This is a genomic window from Gammaproteobacteria bacterium (assembly GCA_035501935.1).
Taxonomy (GTDB): domain Bacteria; phylum Pseudomonadota; class Gammaproteobacteria; order JAJPIJ01; family JAJPIJ01; genus JAJPIJ01.
Genome location: DATJVC010000023.1, coordinates 24,895 through 46,994, shown reverse-complemented (window position 1 = coordinate 46,994; position 22,100 = coordinate 24,895). Strand labels below are relative to the sequence as shown.

Sequence of the window (22,100 nt, the reverse complement as noted above, 5' to 3'; positions counted from 1 at the left end):
AAACCACAAGTCCTCCTGCAGAATCAAAATAGTTTATCTGGGTCTGAGTTTCTCCCAGAGTTGCAACTATCATCTGGCGCCCTTCGCTGCCTGATGCTTGCAGCATGCCCAAACTTTGATTCATGTTACCCCCTTGTTGACCTGGATGTTAACCGAGGCGATGACGTCTTACGTCTGCTCTCAGTCTCCGGAGGCGCGCGTACCCGCAGCCGCTGAACTTTCCGGCTCTCAGGAGAGCGCGGTGTCTCTACGGCTGCCGCAGCCTTCTTTCGCATCGGCACAATGACGCGGTCAGAGGCTACACCTTCCTCTCCGCGGGCACGGAGGTATTCTTCACGGATGCCGAGGAGGTAGGGGATGTTTACGATGTCTGACCTTTTGACGCCATACTTGTGGTCAGGAGGTAGGCAGAGTTCTCCATCGAAATCGATGCGCCATTTCTCCCAGCCACGCCAGGGCATGTAACCGGCGAGAATTGACAACAGGCGCACAGCGGCCGGGTTCGCGCGCCGGCCATTCCGCCAACCCCGGAAGGTTTCCGGCGATACCAGGCAGAACTTTGCGGCGTCTTCGGTAGAGATCCCGCAAGCCAGCTGGACATCCCTCAACAGGCGAGGGTCACCGCTGAAGGCTTCTTGGATAACCTCAAAGGCCCACGTCATGGTGAGCCCCTTTACTTGATTTACCCGACCCTTCGTCTATTTTACATAATATACATTATGCGAAATGATATGTGGCCAAGGAACCACGTGGAGAACCGCGCCAATGCTGGCGCCTACTGATTATCTAGATTGATGTGCGTCAATCGGTGGGCTGATTTCTCGATTACATTAAGTACTATGAAAACCAGCGATACACCGGCCGCCTGCTGTGAACATGGGCACGCCAGGCATCACAAACAGGCGAATCCGCGTACAGAGCACACCGCCGCTGAAATAGCTGCCTACTTCTGTCCCATGCATCAGGAAGTGCGTCAAAACCATCCCGGCAACTGTCCCAAATGCGGCATGGCCTTGGAGCCGCGCGCAGTCACTGCTCAAGAACACAATCCGGAACTTGCCGACATGACGCGGCGTTTCTGGATCAGCGCCATGCTGGCGCTGCCGCTTTTTCTGCTGGCGATGGGCGCTGAATTTCTTCCCCATGTCGTCATGAATGTAATCAATCCGGTGTGGCTGCAATGGCTGGAGTTTCTGCTGGCCACGCCCGTGGTCCTGTGGGGAGCCGCGCCATTCTTTGTGCGCGGCTGGCGATCACTGGTATTCCGCCATCTCAATATGTTCACGCTGATCGCGCTGGGTATCGGCGTCGCCTGGCTGTACAGCACCGCGGCCATCACGGTGCCGGCCATCTTCCCGGCGTCGCTACGCATGGCCGACGGCACGGTGCCGGTTTATTTTGAGGCCGCGGCCGTCATCACAGCGCTGGTGCTGTTCGGGCAGGTGCTAGAGCTGCGCGCCCGCAGCCGGACCAGCGCCGCCATCAGGATGCTGCTCGGCCTCGCGCCCAAGACCGCGCGGATTGTCCACGGCGGCCATGAGGAGGACATCCCGCTCGAGCAGGTGAAACCGGGCGACATCCTGCGTGTGCGTCCCGGCGAGAAGGTACCGGTGGACGGCGTCGTCACGGAGGGAGGCAGCAGCGTCGATGAATCGATGGTGACCGGCGAGCCGATCCCCGTGGAGAAAAAGTCCGGCGAGCGCCTGATTGGCGCCACCATCAACGGCACCGGCGCCTTGCTGATGCGCGCCGAGAAGGTCGGCAGCGACACCCTGCTCGCCCGGATCGTGCGTATGGTCAGCGAGGCGCAGCGCAGCCGCGCCCCGATTCAGCGGCTGGCGGATCTGGTCTCCGGCTGGTTCGTGCCCATCGTGGTGCTGACCGCAGTGATGACCTTTGCGGCCTGGTGGACCCTCGGGCCGGAGCCGCGGCTTGCCCATGCCTTCGTCAACGCCGTTGCCGTGCTCATCATCGCCTGCCCCTGCGCGCTCGGACTGGCAACCCCGATGTCGATCATGGTCGGCACCGGCCGCGGCGCCATGGCCGGCGTGCTCATCAGGAACGCCGAATGCCTCGAAATCATGGAAAAAGTGAATACCCTGGTCACCGACAAGACGGGGACGCTCACGCTCGGCAAACCCGTGCTGACCAGCGTGGTTGCCCTGCCCGGCTTCGCCGAGAACGATATATTGCAGGTCGCGGCTTCCCTGGAGCGCGCCAGCGAGCATCCACTGGCCGCGGCGATCGTGACCGGTGGTGAGGCACGCGGTCTGAACCCGGCCGATGTCGCCGATTTTCAATCGGTGACCGGCAAAGGCGTCACCGGCGCCACGGGCGGCAAAAAAGCAGGCATCGGCAATAACAAATTATTGGAAAGCCTAGGCATCGCTTCGCCGGAACTGGAGGCGCAAGCCGCCGCCATGCGTTCCGATGGTCAGACGGTGATGTTTGTCGCCATCGACGGCCGTGCCGCCGGCCTCATCGGCGTTGCCGATCCGATCAAGCCCACCACTGCCAACGCGATCAGCGCGTTGCATGCGGAAGGTCTGCAGGTGGTCATGCTCACCGGCGATAATCGCTCCACTGCCGAGGCCGTCGCACGCAAACTCAACATCGATCGCGTGGTCGCGGAAGTCTTGCCGGAGCAAAAAACGGAGATCATCAAACAACTGCAAAACGAGGGCCGTATCGTCGCCATGGCGGGCGACGGCATCAACGACGCGCCGGCGCTGGCCCAGGCGCAGGTCGGCATTGCCATGGGCACCGGCACCGACGTGGCGATGGAAAGCGCCGGTGTGACATTGGTGAGGGGGGATTTGAATGGCATGGTACGGGCGCGCCGTTTGAGCCGCGCCACGATGCGGAACATCCGCCAGAACCTGTTCTTCGCCTTTGTCTACAATGCCTTTGGCGTGCCGATCGCCGCGGGCGTGCTGTATCCATTCTTCGGCCTGCTGCTGTCACCGATGATTGCCGCCGCCGCCATGAGCATGAGTTCGGTGTCGGTGGTCGGTAATGCCCTGCGCCTCAACCGGGTGCGCTTGTAAGGGGTCGACTCGCAACGCTAGGCTGCGGCGAGAGCCAGACCGGTTCGAGTCGTGGGAAACAAATCCAGGAAATTTTTTGTGGTCTGTTCCGCGACTTCTGCGAACGTCATTCCTTTGAGCGAGGCCAGAAACTCCGCCACATGGCGCACATAGGCGGGCTGGTTGCCCTTGCCGCGATGGGGAGCCGGCGCGAGGTAAGGCGAGTCGGTCTCCACCAGCAGCCGATCGAGCGGTAGTTTCCTGGCCACCTCCTGCAGTGGCGCGGCGTTCTTGAAGGTCAGGATGCCGGAGAACGAGATCAAAAAATTCAAATGTAATGCTTTAAGTGCTATATCATAATCATCAACAAAACAATGCATTATACCGCCTATATCATCTGCTTTCTCTTCCGCCAGCACCTTGATGACGTCACCCCGCGCTTCGCGGGAATGAATGATGAGCGGCTTGTTTGCGGCGCGCGCGGTACGGATATGCCTGCGGAAGCGTTCGTGTTGCCAGCCGAGTTCGCCCCGGCTGCGGTAATAATCAAGCCCGGTCTCGCCGATGGCGACCACGCGCGGATCACGAGCATACGCCAGCAGCGTGTCCATGTCCGGCTCATGCGTTGGATGCGCATTGGGATGCACGCCGACGGAGATATAAATATTTGGATGACTGCGCGACAGGCCCAGCAGACCGGGCACGCCTTCCAAATCCACGGCGACACAGAGCATGCCACCGACATCCGCCTCGCGCGCGGCGGCAAGCAGTTCAGTCAATCCTGCACCCGGATTTTGTTCCAGCACCAGGGGGATGTGACAGTGGGAATCGATAAGCATGTTGGTCATGCCTGAGTTAAAGACAGCGGGATGCCCGCGTGTTTCCGGCGGCGCGGAACAGTTACATCGTGTGGGTCTGGCGGTCCGACTTCAGCACGCCGGCGAGTTGCTTTTCGATGTTACCGCGAGTGGTGCCCTTGTCCAGTTCGCTGAATTGCACGCCGATGCCGGCGTTCTTGTTGCCATGGGCGCCCTTCGGTGTGAGCCAGACCACCCTCCCGGCCACCGGCAGGCGGTCCTTGCTGTCAGGCAGAGTCAGCAACATGAATACCTCTTCACCCAATTTGTAGGCGTTGTTGGTCGGGACAAACAGACCGCCATTCTTTATAAATGGCATATAAGAGGCATATAGCGCCCCTTTTTCCTTGATGGTGAGGGACAAAATGCCCTTGCGGGGATTGCTGGCCGGTGCACTCATGGCGTCATGGCTTCCATCGGTTTTGCGGACAAGTGTAGCGCAATTTCTTCCAGCACGTCCTGTTCGCGCAGATTGGAACCCCGTTCCAGCAACTGCCGGGATTCCCGGATAAGCGCCTGCGTGTCGAATAATTTCGGAAAGTCTAGCGCTTTTGCGAGATCATGCAAACTGGGCAGCAGATCCTTGTGGACCGGCATCCCCTCCTCTCCCGCCGCCTTGAGTCGTGCCACGTCAATCAACAGGGATTCCAGACAAGCCAGCAATGGGATTGCGTTGAGACGCGTCCATTGCGATGAGATTCCAATCGGATCGGCCGTGCCGCGCAGCAAATCCCCGGCCTGCCGCAGCAAAGTGGTGCGCGCACCCCATTCCCCGCTTTCCAGGAGCCGCAATGCCTCCAGTGGACCGTGCTCCCTCAGCAGCGGCGCCGGGTCGATGCCATGGCAGGCCGATTGCCGGCTCAGCCAGTTCACGGCGGAGGCCTCCGCGCGCGCCGACAGGCGCAATACCTGGCAGCGGCTGCGCACAGTCACCGGCAATCGCGAGGGCTGATGCGCAATCAAAATAAGGTATGTGGCGGGCGGCGGCTCCTCAAGTGTCTTCAGCAGGCTGTTGGCCGCGTTCCGGTTCATGTATTCCGCCGGATGGACGATGGCGATCCGCAGGGGCGCGGTGTGGCTTTTGAGCTGGGCGAATTCTATCAGCTCGCGTATCTGGGCAATTTTGATCTCCTTGGCCGTCTTGCCGGTCTTTTCGTCCACTTCAAAAGTGATCAGGCGGAGATCGGGGTGCGTCCCAGCCTCCACCCAATGACAGCCCTGGCATTCCCCGCACGGTATTCCGTCAACAGCGCGGACGCACAACAATCCTTGCGCGAACACGCGCGCCATGTCGAACTTGCCGCTGCCCAGTGGCCCGGTCAGCAACAGGCCGTGCGGCAGGGTTTCACTGCGGCGCCAGGCTTGCAGCCGCTGCCAGGCCTCCGCCTGCCATGGATACGGGCTCAGCACCGCACCCGCTCCGTGAGTTTGCGCGTCAGCAATGCCCGCGTGGCTTCCACCGTACCGCTGCTGTCGATGATCAGAAAGCGCCGCGGCTCGGCCGTCGCCCGTGTGCGATAAACATCCTGCACCCGCCGATGGAACGCCAGCCGTTCGTTCTCGAAGCGATCCGGCTGCCCTCGCGATCGTGCACGTTCGACGGTGACTTCCAACGGCGCGTCGAACAGCAGGGTGAAATGCGGGCGGAGTTCGCCCTGCACCGTCTGCTCCAGTTGCGCGATGCGCTCCGCGGACAGGCCGCGGCCGCCGCCTTGATAGGCGTAGGTGGCGTCGGTAAAACGATCACAGACGACATCCGAGCCCTTGGCCAGCGCGGGCTTGATTACTTGATGCAGATGCTCCGCCCGGGCCGCGAACATGAGCAGAAGTTCGGCGTCGGCGGACATGTCCTGATGGCGGTTGTCGAGCAGGATGCCGCGTATCAGCTCGCCGAGATGCGTGCCGCCGGGCTCGCGGGTGATGACCACCTGCCGGCCGCGCTGGCGCAGCCAGTCGGCGACGAAGGGCAGATGGGTGCTTTTGCCGGAACCCTCGACGCCTTCCAGAGTGATGAACAGCGCGCTCACGGGCGGGCGCTTTTCTGTGAAAGTTGATAGCGGGCCACGGCGCGATTGTGCTCCTCGATGGTGTTTGAAAATTGATGGCTGCCGTCACCCCGCGCCACGAAGTACAGTGCCGGCGACGTTGCCGGGTGCAGGGCCGCCTCGATGGCGCCTCTGCCCGGCATGGCAATCGGGGTGGGCGGCAGGCCGGCGCGCGTATAGGTATTGTAAGGCGTATCGGTTTCGAGATCGCGCTTGCGCAGGTTGCCATCGAAGGACGCCCCCAGACCGTAAATGACGGTCGGGTCGGTCTGCAATTTCATGCCGACGCGCAGCCGGTGGAGAAAGACCGCGGCGATGAGCGGGCGTTCGCCGGGCACCGCAGTCTCCTTCTCGATCAACGAGGCCATGATCAAGGCCTCGTAGGGGGTTTGATAGGGCAGATTCGCCGCGCGCGCGATCCAAACGTCGTTTAATAATTTCTCCATCCGCCCATAGGCGCGGGTCAACACCTCGGCATCAGTGCTGCCCTTCCTGATGCGGTACGTATCGGGAAAGAAACGGCCCTCCGGATGTTCTCCGGGGTGTCCGAGGCGTTGCATGATGAGGCCGTCATCCATGCCCTTGAATGTGTTGATAACCACCGGGTGCTGCTCCAAGGCGGCCCTCACCTGTGCAAAGGTCCAGCCTTCGACCAGGGTGATGGAATACTCCACCGTGCGGCCGGCGGCGAAGCGCTCCAGCAGGGCCAGCGGCGTCATGCCGCGTTCGATGGCGTATTCACCGCTTTTGATTTTTCCGGCCAGCCCGCGTTGATGGGACAGCAGGCGGAAATACAGTGGCTGCGACAGATAGCCGCGCGCCTCCAGATCTTCCGCCACGGCCCGCACGCTCATGCCGGGGCGGAGTTCGTATGTGACCTTGTCCGCCGGCACTTGCAGGGAAGTGGCCTGCCAGCGCGCATAGTCATCACGCAGCCAGCGATATGCGTGCCATCCCGCCGCTCCCAGCACGGCCGCGATGAGCCCCAGAATGCAGAGGCGTTTAACCATGTTGGGGTAATGCGCCCAGTTCCTGCATGTGCGTCCGCAAGGCGCGGGTGACGGGGCCGGGTTGCATCGTTCCACCTCCCGTTCCCACAATCTCGATTACCGGCCAGATGCCGATGAGGCTGTTGGTGAGGAATACTTCATCCGCCCGTTTCAGGTCCGGTTCTCCGCATGCGCCGATATCCACGGGCAGATTCAACTGGCGGCAGGCATCGATGACCTGCTCGCGCATCACGCCGGCGACGCCCGCGTGCGTCAAGATCGGCGTGCCCACCCTGCCCCGCGTCACCAGAAACAGATTGCTCATGGTTCCCGAAATGAGACGCCCTTCAGCGTCACACATCAAGCCCTCGGCAATTCCGGCGTCGTCCCATTCGCGGCGGGCCATTACCTGTTCCAGCCGATTGAGATGTTTGACGCCGGCCAGCGCCGGATTGAAGCCCAGCCGGGTGGTGCACACGCGCGTGCGCACGCCCTGGTCGGCGAGATCATCAGGATAATCCGGCCACGGATACCGGCAGAGCACGCGCGTGGGTTGCGCGGGCATGGGTGGACGGTAGCCGCGTCCACCGCTGCCGCGGGTGACGATAATCTTGAGCACCCAGCGCCCGGTCGATTGCGGCATGCGGCTGAATTCGTCGTCGAGCATTGTTGATCCGGGGAACGGGATCCCCAGCCGCGCGCAACCGGCTTCCAGCCGTTTCAGGTGTGCCTGCCAGTGCTGTGGCCGGCCGGCGATGACGGCCACGGTTTCAAACAAACCGTCGCCATACTGCAGGCCGCGGTCGGTCGCCGGTAGGGAATCGCGATGCTCGCCGTTGATCAGGAACATGAGCGTGGCCGTCCGCGCCGCACTGTTCCCCGGCATGTCAGCGCCGGGCGGTCAACTCAGGCGTGAAAAAATCAGCGTGGCGTTGGTGCCGCCAAAGCCGAAGGAATTGGACAACGCCGCGTCGATCTTCATCGGTCGCGCCTGATTGGGCACATAGTCCAGATCGCACTCCGGATCTGGCGTATCCAGGTTGATGGTCGGCGGCGCCACTTGATCGCGGATGGCGAGTATGGTGAAGATGGCCTCCACACCACCGGCCGCGCCCAGCATGTGGCCCACCATGGACTTGGTGGAACTCATGGCGAGCTTGTAGGCGTGCGCGCCGAAAACGCTCTTGACGGCATCGGTCTCCGCCTTGTCGCCGAACGGCGTGGAAGTGCCGTGGGCGTTGATGTACTGCACCTGTTCGGCATTCAGACCGGCATCCTTGAGGGCGATGCGCATGCAGCGCGCAGCGCCCTCTCCCCCCGGGGAGGGCGCCGTCATGTGGTGTGCGTCGCTGTTGGCGGCGTAACCGGTGAGTTCGACGTAGATGCGCGCGCCGCGACTGCGGGCATGATCGTATTCCTCCAGCACCATGACACCGGCGCCATCGGCCAGCACGAACCCGTCGCGATCCTTGTCCCACGGCCGGCTGGCACGCTCCGGCTCGTCATTGCGGGTGGACAGCGCCTTGGCGGAGGCAAAACCGCCGATGCCGGTGGGCGTGGTCGCCATCTCGGCGCCGCCGGCGACCATGATGTCGGCGTCACCGCGCTCGATCAGCCGCGCGGCGTCGCCGATGCTGTGCGCGCCGGTGGCGCAGGCCGAGACGATGGCGTAACTGGGTCCGCGGATGCCGTATTTGATGGACAGGTTGCCGGAGATCATGTTGATGATGTTCTTGGGCACGAAGAAGGGGGAAATCTTGCGTGGGCCACCGCGCAAATATTCGCTGTAGCTCTCCTCGATGCCCGGCAGGCCGCCGATGCCGGAACCGATGATGACGCCGACCCGTTCGCCATTTCCTTCGTTGATCTCAAGGCCCGAATCCGTGATGGCCTGGATGCCCGCCGCCATGCCGTAATGGATGAAGGTATCCATCTTGCGCACGTCCTTGGGGGTGATGTATTGCGTCGGATCGAAATTCTTGACGGCACCGCTGATGCGCACGGAAAAATTGGAGGCGTCAAAAACGGTGATCGGTCCGATGCCGCTCCGACCCGCCAGTATGGCGGCCCAGGATTCCGCAACCGTGTTACCGACCGGGCTGACCATGCCCAACCCCGTCACTACAATGCGTCTTCTCGCCACTACCGGTAATCCTCCCATGATACTGACATTACATTCCGCCGCCGCTCATTAATGCGAAAGGCCGCGATCATCGCCTCATGATCGGCGGCCTTTCCGTGACCCCTGCGGGCATTAACCCTGATGGGCCTTGACGTAATCGATAGCCTGCTGAACGGTGGTGATTTTTTCGGCCTCCTCATCCGGAATTTCGGTCTTGAATTCCTCCTCCAACGCCATCACCAGTTCCACCGTGTCCAGAGAATCCGCGCCCAGATCGTCCACGAAAGAGGACTCATTGCTCACTTCTTCTTCCTTCACGCCCAATTGTTCAATCACGATCTTTTTTACCCGTTCTTCGATGCTGCTCATAGCGGATGACTCCTCCAACGTTTTGGCCGCCATCTCTGCGGCGGCGTTAGTTTAGTGGAAACCACTCAACTTGCAAGCAAAAATTATCATTTGTATAAATATTAATTTTATATATAATATCAATTAGTTATATTGTATAATTAAAGTTATAAATAAACATTTACGGCATGTACATGCCGCCATTCACGTGCAGGGTTTCCCCGGTGATATAGGTGGTTGATTTGGAGGCCAGAAAGACCACGGCGGCGGCGACGTCCTCCGGTCTGCCCAACCGGTTGACGGGGATCTGCGACAACAGGGCTTCACGCTGCGCCTCGTTGAGCGCACGGGTCATGTCGGTGTCAATGAACCCCGGTGCCACCGCATTTACGGTGATGCCACGGCTGGCCACTTCGCGGGCCAGCGATTTGGTGAACCCGGACAGGCCGGCCTTGGCGGCGGCGTAATTGCACTGCCCCGGATTTCCCGTCTCTCCCACCACGGAGGAGATATTGATGATGCGCCCAAAGCGCGCCTTGATCATGCCTCGAAGCACCGCTTTGCAAAGACGAAACACGGAGGACAGATTGGCGTTCACCACGGCCTCCCATTCTTCATCTTTCATCCGCATCAGCAGATTGTCACGGGTGATCGCCGCGTTATTGATCAGGATGGAGGGACTCAGCTTCTGCGCTTCCAATGCGATCATCAATGCTTCTATGGAGCCTGGCTGAGTCACATCCAGCACCACGCCCTGTGCGGCGGGATTGAACCCTTGCAGCGCCTGACTGATGGTCGCCGCGCCGGCAGCGGTCGTCGACGTACCGATGACCATGGCGCCCTGTTGCGCCAGGGCCTGTGCAATCGCGGCGCCGATGCCACGGCTGGCGCCGGTAACCAGCGCGATTTGCCCGGACAATTCCATTTATTGTCCCCCCGAAGTCGCGGTCAGTGCCGCCTGTAATGTTTCCGGATCGTAAACCGGCAGACATTGCAATGTCTTGTCGATGCGTTTGCACAGCCCGCTCAGCACCCTGCCCGGACCGGCCTCGATCAGGAAACGCACGCCGCTGGCGGCGATCTTTTGCGTAGTTTCTATCCAGCGCACGGGACTGTAAAGCTGCCGCCGCAACGCCTCGACGATGTCCGAAGGCGAATCATGAGATTCCACGTCATAATTGTGCAGGATGCGGATATGCGGGGATTGCAAGGGTAATTTGTTCAAAACAGCGTGGAATCGATCGGCGGCCGGGCGCATCAATTCGCAATGCGACGGCACACTGACCGGCAGGAGCACGGCACGTTTCGCGCCTGCCTGTTTCGCGGCCTCCATCGCCCGCCCCACCGCCGCCCGAAGACCGGCGATGACTATTTGCCCCGGCGCATTGAGATTGGCGCAGGCGACCACCTCCCCATGCGCGGCATGGGCGCAGATCTGCTGCAACGGTTCCAATTCCAGACCCACGATTGCCGCCATGGCGCCGCTGCCTTCGGGCACCGCCTCCTGCATGCAGCGCCCGCGCGCCGCCACGAGAGTGACCGCAGCTTCAAAATCAAGCGCGTCCGCGCATACCAGGGCCGTGTATTCCCCAAGACTGTGGCCGGCCATGATTTGCGGCATCACGCCGCCCCGCTCGCGCCACAAACGCCAGATGGCAACGCCTGCGGCCAGCATGGCCGGTTGCGTCATTACCGTACTGTTTAATTTTTTCTCCGGCCCTTCGCGCACCACCCGCCAGAGGTCATGGCCCAATGCCGCCGAGGCCTGCGCAAAAGCAGCTTCGATGACCGGGCTGTGCGCCGCCAGCGCATTCAACATGCCGACGGACTGTGAACCCTGGCCGGGAAAAACAAACGCGAGCGACATTTAATATCGCAACAGCGCGGAGCCCCAGGTGAAGCCGCCGCCGAAGGCTTCCAGCAGGAGGATTTCACCGCGCTTGATGCGGCCGTCGCGCACCGCGACATCGAGCGCCAGCGGGACCGAGGCCGCCGAGGTATTGCCGTGCTCCGCCACCGTCACCACCACCTGCGACATGGGCAATTTTAGTTTTTCCGCGGTGGCGGCGATGATTCGATGGTTGGCCTGGTGCGGCACCAGCCAGTCGATCTGGGACCGATCCATCTGGTTGTGCGCCAGGGTTTCATCCGCGATGCGCCCCAGCGTGTTCACGGCTACTTTGAAGACCTCCTTGCCCTCCATCTGCATGTAGGCCTCGCCATTGCGCAATTGGTCGTAGCCCTTGGATACCCCGGCGGGCACATGCAGCAGGGATTGATATTGTCCGTCGGCATGCAGATGCGTGCTCAAGATGCCGGGCCGATCGGCGGCCTCCAGCACCACCGCGCCCGCGCCGTCGCCGAACAACACGCAAGTGCTGCGATCGGTCCAGTCGATGATGCGCGACAGCGTTTCGGCCCCCACCACCAGCACCCGCCGCGATGTGCCACCGCGGATGAATTGATCGGCAATCGCCAGCGCATAAATGAATCCTGTGCAGACGGCCTGCACGTCGAATGCGGCGCAACCCCCGATGCCCAGACGCGCCTGCAGCAGGCAGGCGGTGCTGGGGAAAACCACGTCGGGCGTGGTGGTGGCGACGATGATTAAATCAAGCATGCCCGCCGTGATTTGCGCCGCGGTCAGCGCCCGCCGGGCGGCGTGCTCGGCCAGATCACAAGTGGTTTCATTGGCGGCGGCGATATGACGTTTTTTTATTCCCGTACGCTCGCTGATCCAGGCGTCCGTGGTATCGATCCGCTTTTCCAGGTCGGCGTTGGTCAACACCTGTGCGGGCAGATATCCGCCCGTGCCCGCTATTCTGGAATAGTGAACGACGTTCATTGTGCCGTCCCCAGATAGGCGCTCAACTGCTGGGAAATCCGTTCCGGCACATTCTTTTCAATCTCCAGCCGTGCCTCCTCGATGGCGCGCAGAAAAGACAAATCATCGGCGCTGCCGTGACTCTTGATGACAATGCCGCGCAGCCCGAGCAGACTGGCGCCGTTGTATTCACGGGGGTCCAGCCGTTTCCTGACCGCGCGCAACGCCGGCCGGCTGAGCAGGGCCGCCATTCTTGTGAAGGTTGATCGCGTGAACTCCTCCCGCGCAAACTGCACGAGGGCGCGGGCGACACCTTCAGCTGTCTTGAGGGCGATATTGCCCACGAAGCCGTCGCAAACGATGACGTCAACCCTGCCCTCGAAGATGTCATCGCCTTCGACATAGCCGACATAGTTCAGTGAACTGCCAGCCAGCAGGGCCGCAGTCTGCTTGACGCGATCATTGCCCTTGATTTCCTCCTCACCGATATTCAGCAGCGCCACGGTGGGCCGCTCCTTGTTCTCAACCGCGCTGGTGAGCACGCTGCCCATGACCGCAAATTGAAAGAGCTCCTCGGAACTGGAATCCACATTGGCGCCCAGATCCAGCATATGGGTGTGTCCGTGCACGCCGGGAAGCGCGGTGCATATCGCGGGTCGATCGATGCCCGGTAGGGTCTTCAAAACAAAATGCGCGATGGCCATGAGCGCCCCCGTGTTGCCGGCGCTGACGCAAGCCTGCGCCAATCCCTCCTTTATCAGATCGACGGCCACCCGCATGGAGGAGTCTTTCTTCTTGCGCAGGACCTGCGAAGGCAAATCATGCATCTCAACCTGCTGGGAGGCATGCCGCACCACCAGCCGCTCGCCCTCCGGGACGCCTTGCGCGACCAGCGCCCGGCGCAGCACATCGCCATCGCCCACCAGGATCAGGGCCAGATCGGGATATTTGCGCATGGCGGCCAGCGCCGCCGGCACGGTGGCACGCGGGCCGAAGTCCCCACCCATCGCGTCCACCGCGATTCGAGTATGCACAAGACGCCGGCCAGGCAGCGCGAATGGAGCGCGGGCGGACTATTCGCCCGCGTCGCGAATGACCTTCTTGCCTTTGTAGTAACCGTCGGGGCTTACATGGTGCCGGCGATGCACCTCGCCACTGGTGGGTTCGGTCGACAAAGTGGCCGGTGTCAGTGCATCGTGCGATCGATGCATGCCGCGCCGCGAAGATGTTTTACGATTTTGATGTACCGCCATGATGGATCTCCTTACTGAAACTCATATGATAGTGTCACTTAACGTCAGAATGCTTCGTCCGCCCCTCCCTCTTCAGCGCCGCCAGGGCCGCAAAAGGATGCTCACCCGCCGGACCCTGTCCACGCGGCAGTTTCACGGGACAATCGGCCTGTGGATGCCTGGCCGTCATCGGCATGCTCAACAGCAACTCCTCCTCGGCAATATGGGCAAGTGACATGGCCTCTGTGGTCACAAGCAGCACATCCACATCAGGCGGCGTCTCACCCTCATCCCGAACCATGCGTAATCGCACCGGCGCATCGATACGCACAGTCATGGCTTGCAGACAGCGCTGGCAGGATACCGGCAATGTGGCGGTCAGCCGGCCCGTCAACACCGGATGACCTTCGCCATCATCATTAAAATGAAAATCGACGCAAACGTCACCCGCATCCGCGCCCTTGATCAGCAAGGGCGCCAACCTGGGCATGCGTTCCGCAGGTATCGCTCCGTTGAGATGCGCCCCGGCTTCTGCCAGCCGCAGCGGCTCAATATAATCGGGTAATACCCCACCCATAAGGCCGGCTATTATATATGCCGGACAAACTCAAAAGCTAATTGATCCCATGTCTTCAGCCCCGTCACGGGTCGTTCTGGCCTCCTCTTCCCCTTACCGAAAAATGCTGCTGCAGCGCCTGGGGTTGCCGTTCACCACATTCGCGCCGGCGGTGGATGAGTCGCAACATGCGGGGGAGGTGCCGGCCGATCTGGTCATCCGGTTGGCGCGGCACAAGGCGCGGGCCATTGCGATCCGCTTTCCAGCGGCCCTGATCATCGGGGCGGACCAGGTGGCCACCCTGGGATCGCAGATGCTCGGCAAGGCGGGGGATTTTCAGAGGGCGGCGGAGCAATTGATATTGATGCGGGGACGCCCGGTGACTTTTCTCACGGGAATCTGCGTTCTGGACGCCGCACAGGGCACCGAGCAGGTGGAATGCGTGCCTTATACGGTCCACATGCGCAATTACACGGATGAGGAATTGCAATCCTATCTGTTGCGCGAACAACCCTACGATTGCGTCGGCAGTTTCAAGTCCGAAGGACTCGGCATCGCACTATTTGAGAAAATGTCCGGCGACGATCCAACGGCGCTCATCGGACTGCCGTTGATCACCTTGACGCGCATGCTGGCCAACGCCGGCATCGATGTGTTCGCGCCCGCCGCCCATTCAGCGTAACAGGGCGGGTTCGCCGAGGCGACTGAAGGAATTGTACAACGTGGCGCCCATCCGGCTGGTCAACCGCTCGAAATAGTCCTGTTTGTGGGTGTAATCGACGATCTTTTCCTCCTTGATCACCTCGCGGGCAACATAGCTGCTGCTGCCCAGGCCGTCGACGAGCCCCAGCTCCAGCGCCTGCACCCCGGTCCACACCAATCCGGAAAACAATTGCGGATCGTCCAGCTTTAATCTATCGCGACGACCTTTCTTGACGGTATTGATGAACTGGTCATGAATTTCCTTGAGCAGACCCTGGATGTGCGCCACTTCGTCGGGTTTCTCCGGTGAAAAGGGATCGAGCAAACCCTTGTGCTCGCCGGCAGTCAGGAGGCGTCGCTCCACCCCCAATTTCTGCATGGTGCCGACAAAACCGAATCCGTCCATAAGCACGCCGATGGAACCCACGATGCTGGCCTTGTCGGCATAAATTTCATCCGCCGCCGAGGCAATGTAATAGCCGCCGGAGGCACAGATATCGGTGATGACCGCATATACCTTGATGTCCGGGTGTTTCTGACGCAGGCGGTAGATCTCATCGTTGATATAACCCGCCTGCACCGGGCTGCCGCCGGGGCTGTTGATGCGCAATATGATCGCGGCCGTGTTCTTGTCCTCGAAGGCCTCCCGCAGGCTGCCGATGACATTGTCCGCGCTCGCATCCGCGTCATCGCTGATGATTCCCTGGATATTGATGAGCGAAGTATGACGTCCGGCGGTAATGGCACCGGTCTTCCAACTGGAACCGCTGTAGGCTGCAAGCAGCAAGAACAGATAGGCAAGTCCCAGCAGTTTAAAAAAAATCCCCCACCGGCGGCTGCGTCGCTGCTCGGCCAGCACCTCGAACGCGAAGCGATCAACAAGCCGGCGTTGCCAGTCATTGCTGCCGGCCGATGTGGGTGCGGGTTCCGTCATAAGTTACTTTGCGTCGTGATGTGTGTCAGAAATTAGAATTGTACCCCGGTTTTAAGTTCATTGAGTACGGCGTTCAATTCCTGCGGCAGCGGCGCGTGGAACTCCAATGACCGTTCATCCGGCCTTGGTGCCGGCAGATGCAATCGCTCTGCGTGTAAAAACAAGCGGCGCAGTCCCCGAAGTTTCATGTCACGATTGAATTTGACATCGCCGTATTTCCCGTCACCCGCGATGGGATGGCCTATATGCGCGGCGTGGACGCGGATTTGATGCGTGCGCCCGGTCTCCAGCAGAACCTCCACGAGGGTGGCCTGCGGGAATACCTGTATTGGCGCAAAATGCGAAACCGATTCCTTCCCGTCGCGGCTGACGCTGACCCGGCGCTCGCCGCCGGCGAGGATATTTTTGAGCAACGGCGCCCGCACCGTCCGTTCACCTCCCTGCCAGGCGCCCCTCACCAACGCCAGATAGCGTTTTTCAATCCGCCCCGAGCGCAGTTGTTCGTGCAGCAACCGCAAAATCGACGGCTTCTTGGCGATCATCAGACAGCCGGAGGTGTCCCGATCCAGCCGGTGCGCCAATTCGAGATAGGCACACTCCGGACGCTGGCGCCGCAACAGTTCAATGGCCCCCAAACGAATGCCCGAACCGCCGTGCACCGCCATGCCGGCGGGCTTGTCAATCACCAAAAGGCCCGGATCCTCATGAAGCACCGTCACCGGCAGCGGAGTCGCGCCTGTGCCGTGGGCGCGGGGCGCGGTGTTTTCCACATGGACGGGTGGAATGCGCACCCGATCATCCACCGCCAGGCGCGTCTCGGGTTTTGCCCGCCGTCCATTGATGCGCACCTCCCCCGTGCGCAACATGCGATAGACGCGGCTTTTAGGCACGTCCTTCAACAAACCAAACAGGAAATTATCCACCCTTCGGCCGGCTTGTTCGCCGTCCACGTGGACATGCCGGACGCCGCTCAGACGCGGTTCCAATGCCGTTTCCATGCCCTTGAGGGCCGTTTTATTGCCGTAGATTCTCATCGCTGATATAGTAGCTAACCGCTGGCTTGCGAGATTTGTACGCTAACTCAATGATCTTTAAAGTCTTCTCGCTTGTGCATCCATCTGGTTAGCGCCTGCCAGCGGCTGTTTGACCGGTAGGCGCCGCTATCATCATAGTGGGCCATGGGGGCATGCGCCACGTACGCATGACACCGAGATACCGTTCAATTTTTTCTCCACGCCCTTGGGGTTGTGGGATTTGACAGGCGTGCGCGGTGGTTGCCGCGCTGTTGCGCATCAGCGACGGCGGTGGCAATCGGGGTTCGAGTGCGCGGTGGTCCAGAGTGACGCCGCCGCCGGAAACCAGCCGCCGACGCTACGGGATTGCGATAATGAAAAGAATGTTGATCAACGCGACTCAACGGGAAGAGTTGCGGGTAGCACTGGTGGATGGACAAAAGCTCTACGACCTGGATATCGAGTCCACCGGCCGGGAGCAAAGAAAGTCCAACGTTTACAAAGGCCGCATTGTCCATATCGAGCCCAGTCTTGAGGCTGCGTTCGTCGACTATGGCGCCGAACGTCATGGTTTTCTGCCGCTCAAGGAAGTCTCGCGCGCATATTTTTCCGAATCCGCCGGCGGCCGTCAGAACATCCGTGACCTGCTGCGTGAAGGCCAGGAACTGATCGTCCAGGTCGAAAAAGACGAACGCGGCAGCAAGGGCGCCGCGCTCACCACTTTCATCAGCCTCCCCGGGCGCTATCTGGTGTTGATGCCCAATAATCCCCGCGGCGGGGGCGTCTCGCGCCAGATCGAGGGCGCCGATCGCGACGAAGCCCGTGACACCATGAACGCCCTGAACGTTCCCGAAGGCATGAGCCTTATCCTCCGCACCGCGGGGGTGGGCAAGGGCCCGGAGGATTTGCAATGGGATTTCGATTACCTGCTCAAGTTGTGGCAGGCCATAGAAGAAGCCGCGCGCGAACGTCACGCACCATTCCTGATCTATCAGGATCGCGACGTCATCATCCGCGCCATCCGCGATTACCTCCGCAGCGACATCGGCGAGATTCTCATCGATGATCAGTCGCTATACGAAAAAGCGGCGGATTTCATGCAGCATGTCATGCCGCATAATCTGAAGAAGCTCAAACTGTACAGCGACAGCGTTCCGCTGTTCACGCGCTATCAAATTGAAAGCCAGATCGAATCCGCGTTCGATCGCGAAGTCACCCTGCCCTCCGGCGGTTCCATTGTCATCGAGCCGACCGAGGCGCTGATCACCATCGACATCAATTCGGCGCGCGCCACGCGCGGCGGCGACATCGAGGAAACCGCCACCAACACCAATCTCGAAGCCGCCGAGGAGATCGCCCTGCAATTGCGTCTGCGCGATCTGGGCGGATTGATCGTGATCGATTTCATCGACATGATGAACCCGCGCAACCAGCGGAACGTGGAAAACCGCCTGCGTGAAAGCCTGAAGGTTGATCGGGCACGGGTGCAGGTCGGCAAGATTTCCCGCTTCGGCCTGCTGGAAATGTCGCGGCAGCGGCTGCGCCCTTCGCTGGCGGAATTCAGCCACATCGTCTGCCCGCGTTGCAGCGGCAATGGGGCCATCCGCAGCGTCGAATCACTGTCGCTGTCCATCCTCCGCCTCATCGAGGAGGAGGCCATGAAGGAATCCACCACCAAGGTGGTGGCGCAGGTGCCGGTGGATGCCGCCACCTTTCTGCTCAACGAAAAGCGGCGCGAGATCCATCGCATAGAAGAACGGCACAAGATCAGCGTGGTGCTGGTGCCCAACATCAACCTCGAGACGCCGCATTTCAAACTGGAGCGCCTGCGGGATCAGGACACCGGCCATTCGGCGCACAGCGAAAGCAGCTACAAGCTGGTGGCCGCACCCGCGCTGGAGGAGCCGGAAATACCACCGCCATTGAAGCCGCTCCATGAGGAACCGGCCGTCAAGGACGTGCACAAGCGACTACCGCCGCGAACCATGCCCGTGGTGACTTCCGAAGCCGGGCTCTGGAGCACCGCCAAGCGCCTGTTCTCGCGCCTGTTCGGGGCGGCCCCCGCCAATGACGCGGGGTATCAACAGGCCGCGCCCGCCGAGCCGGATCATCGTCCCGCGCGCCCCAAGCCACATCATGCCGCACCGAAGGCGGGCCGCGACGCCAAGCATCGCGGTGGGGGGCATCGTCCCGCACGCCATCCACCCGCCAAACCGGTGGAGGAATCCGCCGCACCCACGGCTGTTTCAGCGCCTGCCGAAGTCCATCCCGAGGAAGACGAGGCTTCCGAGCATCGCCGTGGTGGCCGACGTCGGCGAGGTGGCCGCGGCGGCCGACGCCGGCGCCGTGAGGGGGAGCGGGGCATGCAGGTGCACTCCGAAAAGCGCCATGCGGAAGATGGCGGTGCGACCGCCCCTGAATCAGAACCGGCGATGGCTGGCGATGAGCAGTCTCACATCGGCATGGAAGCGGAGCAGGATTCCGAGGCGATCACGGAACTGCATCCGCGATTCCACAAGGAGCCGGCGGTACATCCGGAGCCTCAGGAAGAAGCGTCTTCTTCAGTCACGGAACATTCCTTCGAAGATCACCCTGACTCTACTGAGGATCGCAGTTCGGACGAGGAAGTCACGGAAATCAACCCCAATCGTCCCCCGGAACCTTCCGCGGATCCGTAGCACCTTCTTTTTTAATGTTCGCGGGAGGTCCGGAATTGAACCTCCCGCCAGCGTTCCATGGTCAATTCCAGATGGACGCGGCTGGGCGCCAGATAGGCCAGATTGCCGGCGCCGTCGCGCGCCAGGTGCGCGTGCAGTTTTTCCTCGAACTGTTTCAAACGGCCGCCGTCACCGCATTCCACCCAGCGCGCCACGGCAACGGGAGTCTGTTCGAAGCTGCATTGCACGCCGTATTCATGTTGCAAGCGCCAGGCCACCACTTCAAATTGCAGCATTCCCACCGCCCCCAAAATCAGCTCATTGCCGAGCAATGGACGGAACACCTGAGTGGCGCCCTCCTCGCTCAACTGCACCAGACCCTTCTGCAACGCCTTCATGCGCAACGGATCCCGCAATACGACACGTCGGAACAATTCCGGCGCGAAATAGGGTATGCCGATAAATTTCAGGTTCTCACCCTGGGTGAAGGTGTCGCCAATCTGAATCGTGCCGTGGTTGTGCAGGCCGATGATATCACCGGGCCAGGCGGTTTCCGTGGCGCCGCGATCCTGCGCCATGAAACGCAGCGCCCCCTGCAGCGTCACATCCCTGCCTGCACGCACATGGCGTACGCGCATGCCGTTGTGATATCGGCCCGAACAGATGCGGAGGAAGGCGATGCGGTCGTGATGCGCGGGATCCATGTTTGCCTGGATTTTGAAGACGAAACCGCTGAATTTCTCCTCCACTGGCTGCACGGTACGCGTCAAAGTATCGCGATGGCGTGGCGGTGGAGCATGCACCACGAAATAATCCAAAAGTTCACGCACGCCGAAACTGTTCAGGGCCGAACCGAACAGCACGGGGGTTTGCTTGCCGGCGAGAAAGGCGCCTTCATCGGGCGCCGTAGCTGCCGCACGCACCAGTTCCATGGCCTCCTCGACTTCGCCGCATTGTCCCGCCAGGGCGGCCCGCACTTCCGGATGCCCCATGCCATCCAGCAGCCTGCCCTCGCCTGTGCCGTCATCGCTGCGTGAGCGGAACAGGCGCACGCGCTGATCTTGCAGTTGGACGACACCGCGAAAGTCCCTCCCCGAGCCCAGCGGCCAGGTCACCGGCGCGCATTGAATCCTCAGAATCCGCTCGATTTCATCCAGCAATTCCAACGGGTCGCGGCTTTCGCGATCCAGCTTGTTGATGAAGGTGATGATCGGGGTATTTCGCAGCCGGCATACTTCCAATAATTTTATCGTGCGTTCCTCCACACCCTTGGCGGCGTCGATGACCATCAATGCCGAATCCACCGCGGTGAGGGTCCGGTACGTATCCTCTGAAAAATCCTCGTGTCCTGGCGTGTCCAGCAAATTAATGACGCAGTTGCGATAATGAAATTGCATCACCGATGAGGTCACAGAGATGCCGCGCTGCTTCTCGATCTCCATCCAATCCGAGGTGGCGTGGCGCGAACTCTTGCGCCCCTTGACGGTGCCGGCGATTTGAATGGCGCCGCCGAGCAAAAGCAGTTTTTCGGTCAGCGTGGTCTTGCCGGCGTCGGGGTGGGAAATGATGGCGAACGTGCGGCGCCGGCCGACTTCGGCACGGAGGACCTCGGCCGGTGATTCCGACGCGGTGCTGTGCACAGTGGATGGCCTTGTGCTCATCTTCTATGTACGCTCCAGGATGACGAAAGCCAGCGCATAACCCCGCTCGTCTGAAATACTCAGGTGACTTGCCGAAATCTGATGCTGGTTTAATAAATATCCCGAAGTCGAACCGAGATCGAAATAGGGCCGCCCTTTTTGATCATGTGCCACGCGGATGGCCCGCCAGGAAAGCACGCGTCCGATGCCGGTGCCCAGCGCCTTGACCAGTGCCTCCTTGGCCGCGAAGCGTTTGGCGAGAAACTGCGATGGCCGGCGGGAGCGGGCATACTCCTGCAACTCCTCCGGCGCCAGCAGGCGCCGCGCCAGGCGCGGACCAAACCGTCTTTGCGCCGATTCGATGCGTGTCACTTCCACCATGTCCACGCCGATGCCAAAAATCATGCGCGCGCCCTTTGCAGGCATTGTTTCATCTCGCGCACCGCCGCCGGCAGACCGTGCAATACGGCCCGGCAAATAATCGAGTGACCGATGTTCAATTCGCGAATCTCCGGCAACGCGGCGATGGGGAGGACATTGTCATAATGCAGTCCGTGGCCGGCATTGACCTGCAACCCGAGAGCCAGCGCCCGATGTGCGGCAGAACGTATGCGGTTCAATTCCCTCTCCTGCGCTTCCGGCGTGGCGGCATTGGCGTAATGGCCGGTGTGAATCTCGATGACCGGCGCGCCGCTCTTGCTGGCGGCGTCCACCTGCTGTTGAACCGGATCGATGAACAGTGACAGACGCACGCCGGCCGCCGTTATTCTGGCGCAGGCCGATCGCACCCTGTCAGTCTGGCCAGCCACGTCCAGACCGCCTTCGGTGGTCAATTCCTCGCGGCGTTCAGGCACCAGGCAGCAGTCCGAAGGCTGCAGGCGCATCACGAAATTAATCATGTCTTCCGTCATCGCCATTTCAAGATTCAATCGCACCCGCAGCGCAGCGGCGAGTCGATGCACGTCTTCCTCCTGGATGTGACGCCTGTCTTCGCGCAGGTGCACCGTGATTAGATCGGCGCCCGCGCCTTCGGCCAGCAGCGCCGCATCGAGCGGAGACGGATAAAACGTATGTCGCGCCTGCCGTAAAGTCGCGACATGATCAATATTCACGCCCAGCAATGGCGGCGCAGGTGGCATGGGTATTCGAGCCCTG

At 61.1% G+C, this 22,100-nt stretch carries 22 protein-coding genes; 3 read left to right on the top strand and 19 right to left on the bottom strand.

Going from position 1 to position 22,100, the window contains the following annotated elements; translation table 11 throughout:
• Positions 1–956: 956 nt before the first annotated feature.
• On the top strand, positions 957–3,047 hold the full coding sequence (locus VMH34_05885; protein HTT08304.1) for a copper-translocating P-type ATPase: 2,091 nt from the start codon (positions 957–959) through the stop codon (positions 3,045–3,047).
• Positions 3,048–3,064: 17 nt separating this feature from the next.
• On the opposite strand, the gene VMH34_05880 is transcribed toward VMH34_05885, so the two are convergent.
• The 14 genes from VMH34_05880 to VMH34_05815 form a co-directional block, all read right to left on the bottom strand.
• Positions 3,065–3,865 (bottom strand): TatD family hydrolase, encoded by an 801-nt coding sequence (locus VMH34_05880; protein HTT08303.1) that lies wholly within the window; start codon positions 3,863–3,865, stop codon positions 3,065–3,067.
• Positions 3,866–3,926: 61 nt separating this feature from the next.
• Positions 3,927–4,283, bottom strand: coding sequence for a PilZ domain-containing protein (locus VMH34_05875; GenBank protein ID HTT08302.1), 357 nt, complete (start codon positions 4,281–4,283; stop codon positions 3,927–3,929).
• Positions 4,280–5,293: a DNA polymerase III subunit delta' gene (gene holB, locus VMH34_05870; protein HTT08301.1), complete on the bottom strand. Its 1,014-nt coding sequence runs from the start codon at positions 5,291–5,293 to the stop codon at positions 4,280–4,282. The genes VMH34_05875 and holB overlap by 4 nt, the downstream gene beginning before the upstream one ends.
• Entirely contained in the window at positions 5,287–5,910 is a 624-nt protein-coding gene (gene tmk / locus VMH34_05865; GenBank protein ID HTT08300.1) for a dTMP kinase, read from the bottom strand. Before tmk ends, holB begins: the two co-directional genes overlap by 7 nt.
• Entirely contained in the window at positions 5,907–6,938 is a 1,032-nt protein-coding gene (mltG, locus tag VMH34_05860) for an endolytic transglycosylase MltG (GenBank protein HTT08299.1), read from the bottom strand. Before mltG ends, tmk begins: the two co-directional genes overlap by 4 nt.
• Positions 6,931–7,803, bottom strand: coding sequence for an aminodeoxychorismate lyase (gene pabC / locus VMH34_05855; GenBank protein ID HTT08298.1), 873 nt, complete (start codon positions 7,801–7,803; stop codon positions 6,931–6,933). Before pabC ends, mltG begins: the two co-directional genes overlap by 8 nt.
• A 15-nt stretch (positions 7,804–7,818) precedes the next feature.
• Positions 7,819–9,060, bottom strand: coding sequence for a beta-ketoacyl-ACP synthase II (fabF, locus tag VMH34_05850; protein HTT08297.1), 1,242 nt, complete (start codon positions 9,058–9,060; stop codon positions 7,819–7,821).
• 111 nt (positions 9,061–9,171) lie between these two features.
• A complete protein-coding gene (acpP, locus tag VMH34_05845; protein HTT08296.1) occupies positions 9,172–9,408 on the bottom strand; it encodes an acyl carrier protein in 237 nt (78 codons plus the stop codon).
• A 160-nt stretch (positions 9,409–9,568) separates the two neighbouring features.
• Complete coding sequence (fabG, locus tag VMH34_05840; protein ID HTT08295.1) at positions 9,569–10,312, bottom strand: 3-oxoacyl-ACP reductase FabG; 744 nt, start codon at positions 10,310–10,312, stop codon at positions 9,569–9,571.
• On the bottom strand, positions 10,313–11,254 hold the full coding sequence (fabD, locus tag VMH34_05835; protein HTT08294.1) for an ACP S-malonyltransferase: 942 nt from the start codon (positions 11,252–11,254) through the stop codon (positions 10,313–10,315).
• Positions 11,255–12,232, bottom strand: coding sequence for a beta-ketoacyl-ACP synthase III (locus VMH34_05830; protein HTT08293.1), 978 nt, complete (start codon positions 12,230–12,232; stop codon positions 11,255–11,257). It abuts the gene before it with no gap.
• Entirely contained in the window at positions 12,229–13,245 is a 1,017-nt protein-coding gene (gene plsX, locus VMH34_05825; protein HTT08292.1) for a phosphate acyltransferase PlsX, read from the bottom strand. The genes VMH34_05830 and plsX overlap by 4 nt, the downstream gene beginning before the upstream one ends.
• A 39-nt stretch (positions 13,246–13,284) precedes the next feature.
• A complete protein-coding gene (gene rpmF, locus VMH34_05820) occupies positions 13,285–13,464 on the bottom strand; it encodes a 50S ribosomal protein L32 (protein HTT08291.1) in 180 nt (59 codons plus the stop codon).
• A gap of 34 nt (positions 13,465–13,498) precedes the next feature.
• The gene (locus tag VMH34_05815; GenBank protein ID HTT08290.1) at positions 13,499–13,933 is read right to left on the bottom strand and encodes a DUF177 domain-containing protein; all 435 of its coding nucleotides are present in this window, start codon (positions 13,931–13,933) and stop codon (positions 13,499–13,501) included.
• Between the two features lie 136 nt (positions 13,934–14,069).
• Between VMH34_05815 and VMH34_05810 the strand changes: the two genes are divergently transcribed.
• The gene (locus VMH34_05810) at positions 14,070–14,681 is read left to right on the top strand and encodes a Maf family nucleotide pyrophosphatase (protein HTT08289.1); all 612 of its coding nucleotides are present in this window, start codon (positions 14,070–14,072) and stop codon (positions 14,679–14,681) included.
• Here the strand turns inward: VMH34_05810 and VMH34_05805 are convergent.
• Positions 14,673–15,635 (bottom strand): S49 family peptidase, encoded by a 963-nt coding sequence (locus tag VMH34_05805; GenBank protein ID HTT08288.1) that lies wholly within the window; start codon positions 15,633–15,635, stop codon positions 14,673–14,675. The genes VMH34_05810 and VMH34_05805 overlap by 9 nt on opposite strands.
• A gap of 32 nt (positions 15,636–15,667) precedes the next feature.
• On the bottom strand, positions 15,668–16,669 hold the full coding sequence (locus VMH34_05800) for an RluA family pseudouridine synthase (protein HTT08287.1): 1,002 nt from the start codon (positions 16,667–16,669) through the stop codon (positions 15,668–15,670).
• A 353-nt stretch (positions 16,670–17,022) separates the two neighbouring features.
• On the opposite strand from VMH34_05800, the gene VMH34_05795 reads away from it, so the two are divergent.
• Positions 17,023–19,326 carry an Rne/Rng family ribonuclease gene (locus tag VMH34_05795; protein HTT08286.1) on the top strand — a complete coding sequence of 768 codons (2,304 nt, stop codon included), beginning with the start codon at positions 17,023–17,025 and terminating at the stop codon, positions 19,324–19,326.
• An 11-nt stretch (positions 19,327–19,337) separates the two neighbouring features.
• Here VMH34_05795 and VMH34_05790 read toward each other — a convergent pair whose 3' ends face one another.
• From VMH34_05790 to pdxJ, 3 genes are read right to left on the bottom strand one after another with little or no spacing between them, the layout of a single operon-like run.
• Positions 19,338–20,966, bottom strand: coding sequence for a peptide chain release factor 3 (locus tag VMH34_05790; protein ID HTT08285.1), 1,629 nt, complete (start codon positions 20,964–20,966; stop codon positions 19,338–19,340).
• Positions 20,967–20,969: 3 nt separating this feature from the next.
• Complete coding sequence (acpS, locus tag VMH34_05785) at positions 20,970–21,371, bottom strand: holo-ACP synthase (GenBank protein HTT08284.1); 402 nt, start codon at positions 21,369–21,371, stop codon at positions 20,970–20,972.
• Entirely contained in the window at positions 21,347–22,084 is a 738-nt protein-coding gene (gene pdxJ, locus VMH34_05780) for a pyridoxine 5'-phosphate synthase (GenBank protein ID HTT08283.1), read from the bottom strand. Before pdxJ ends, acpS begins: the two co-directional genes overlap by 25 nt.
• Positions 22,085–22,100 lie beyond the last annotated feature (16 nt).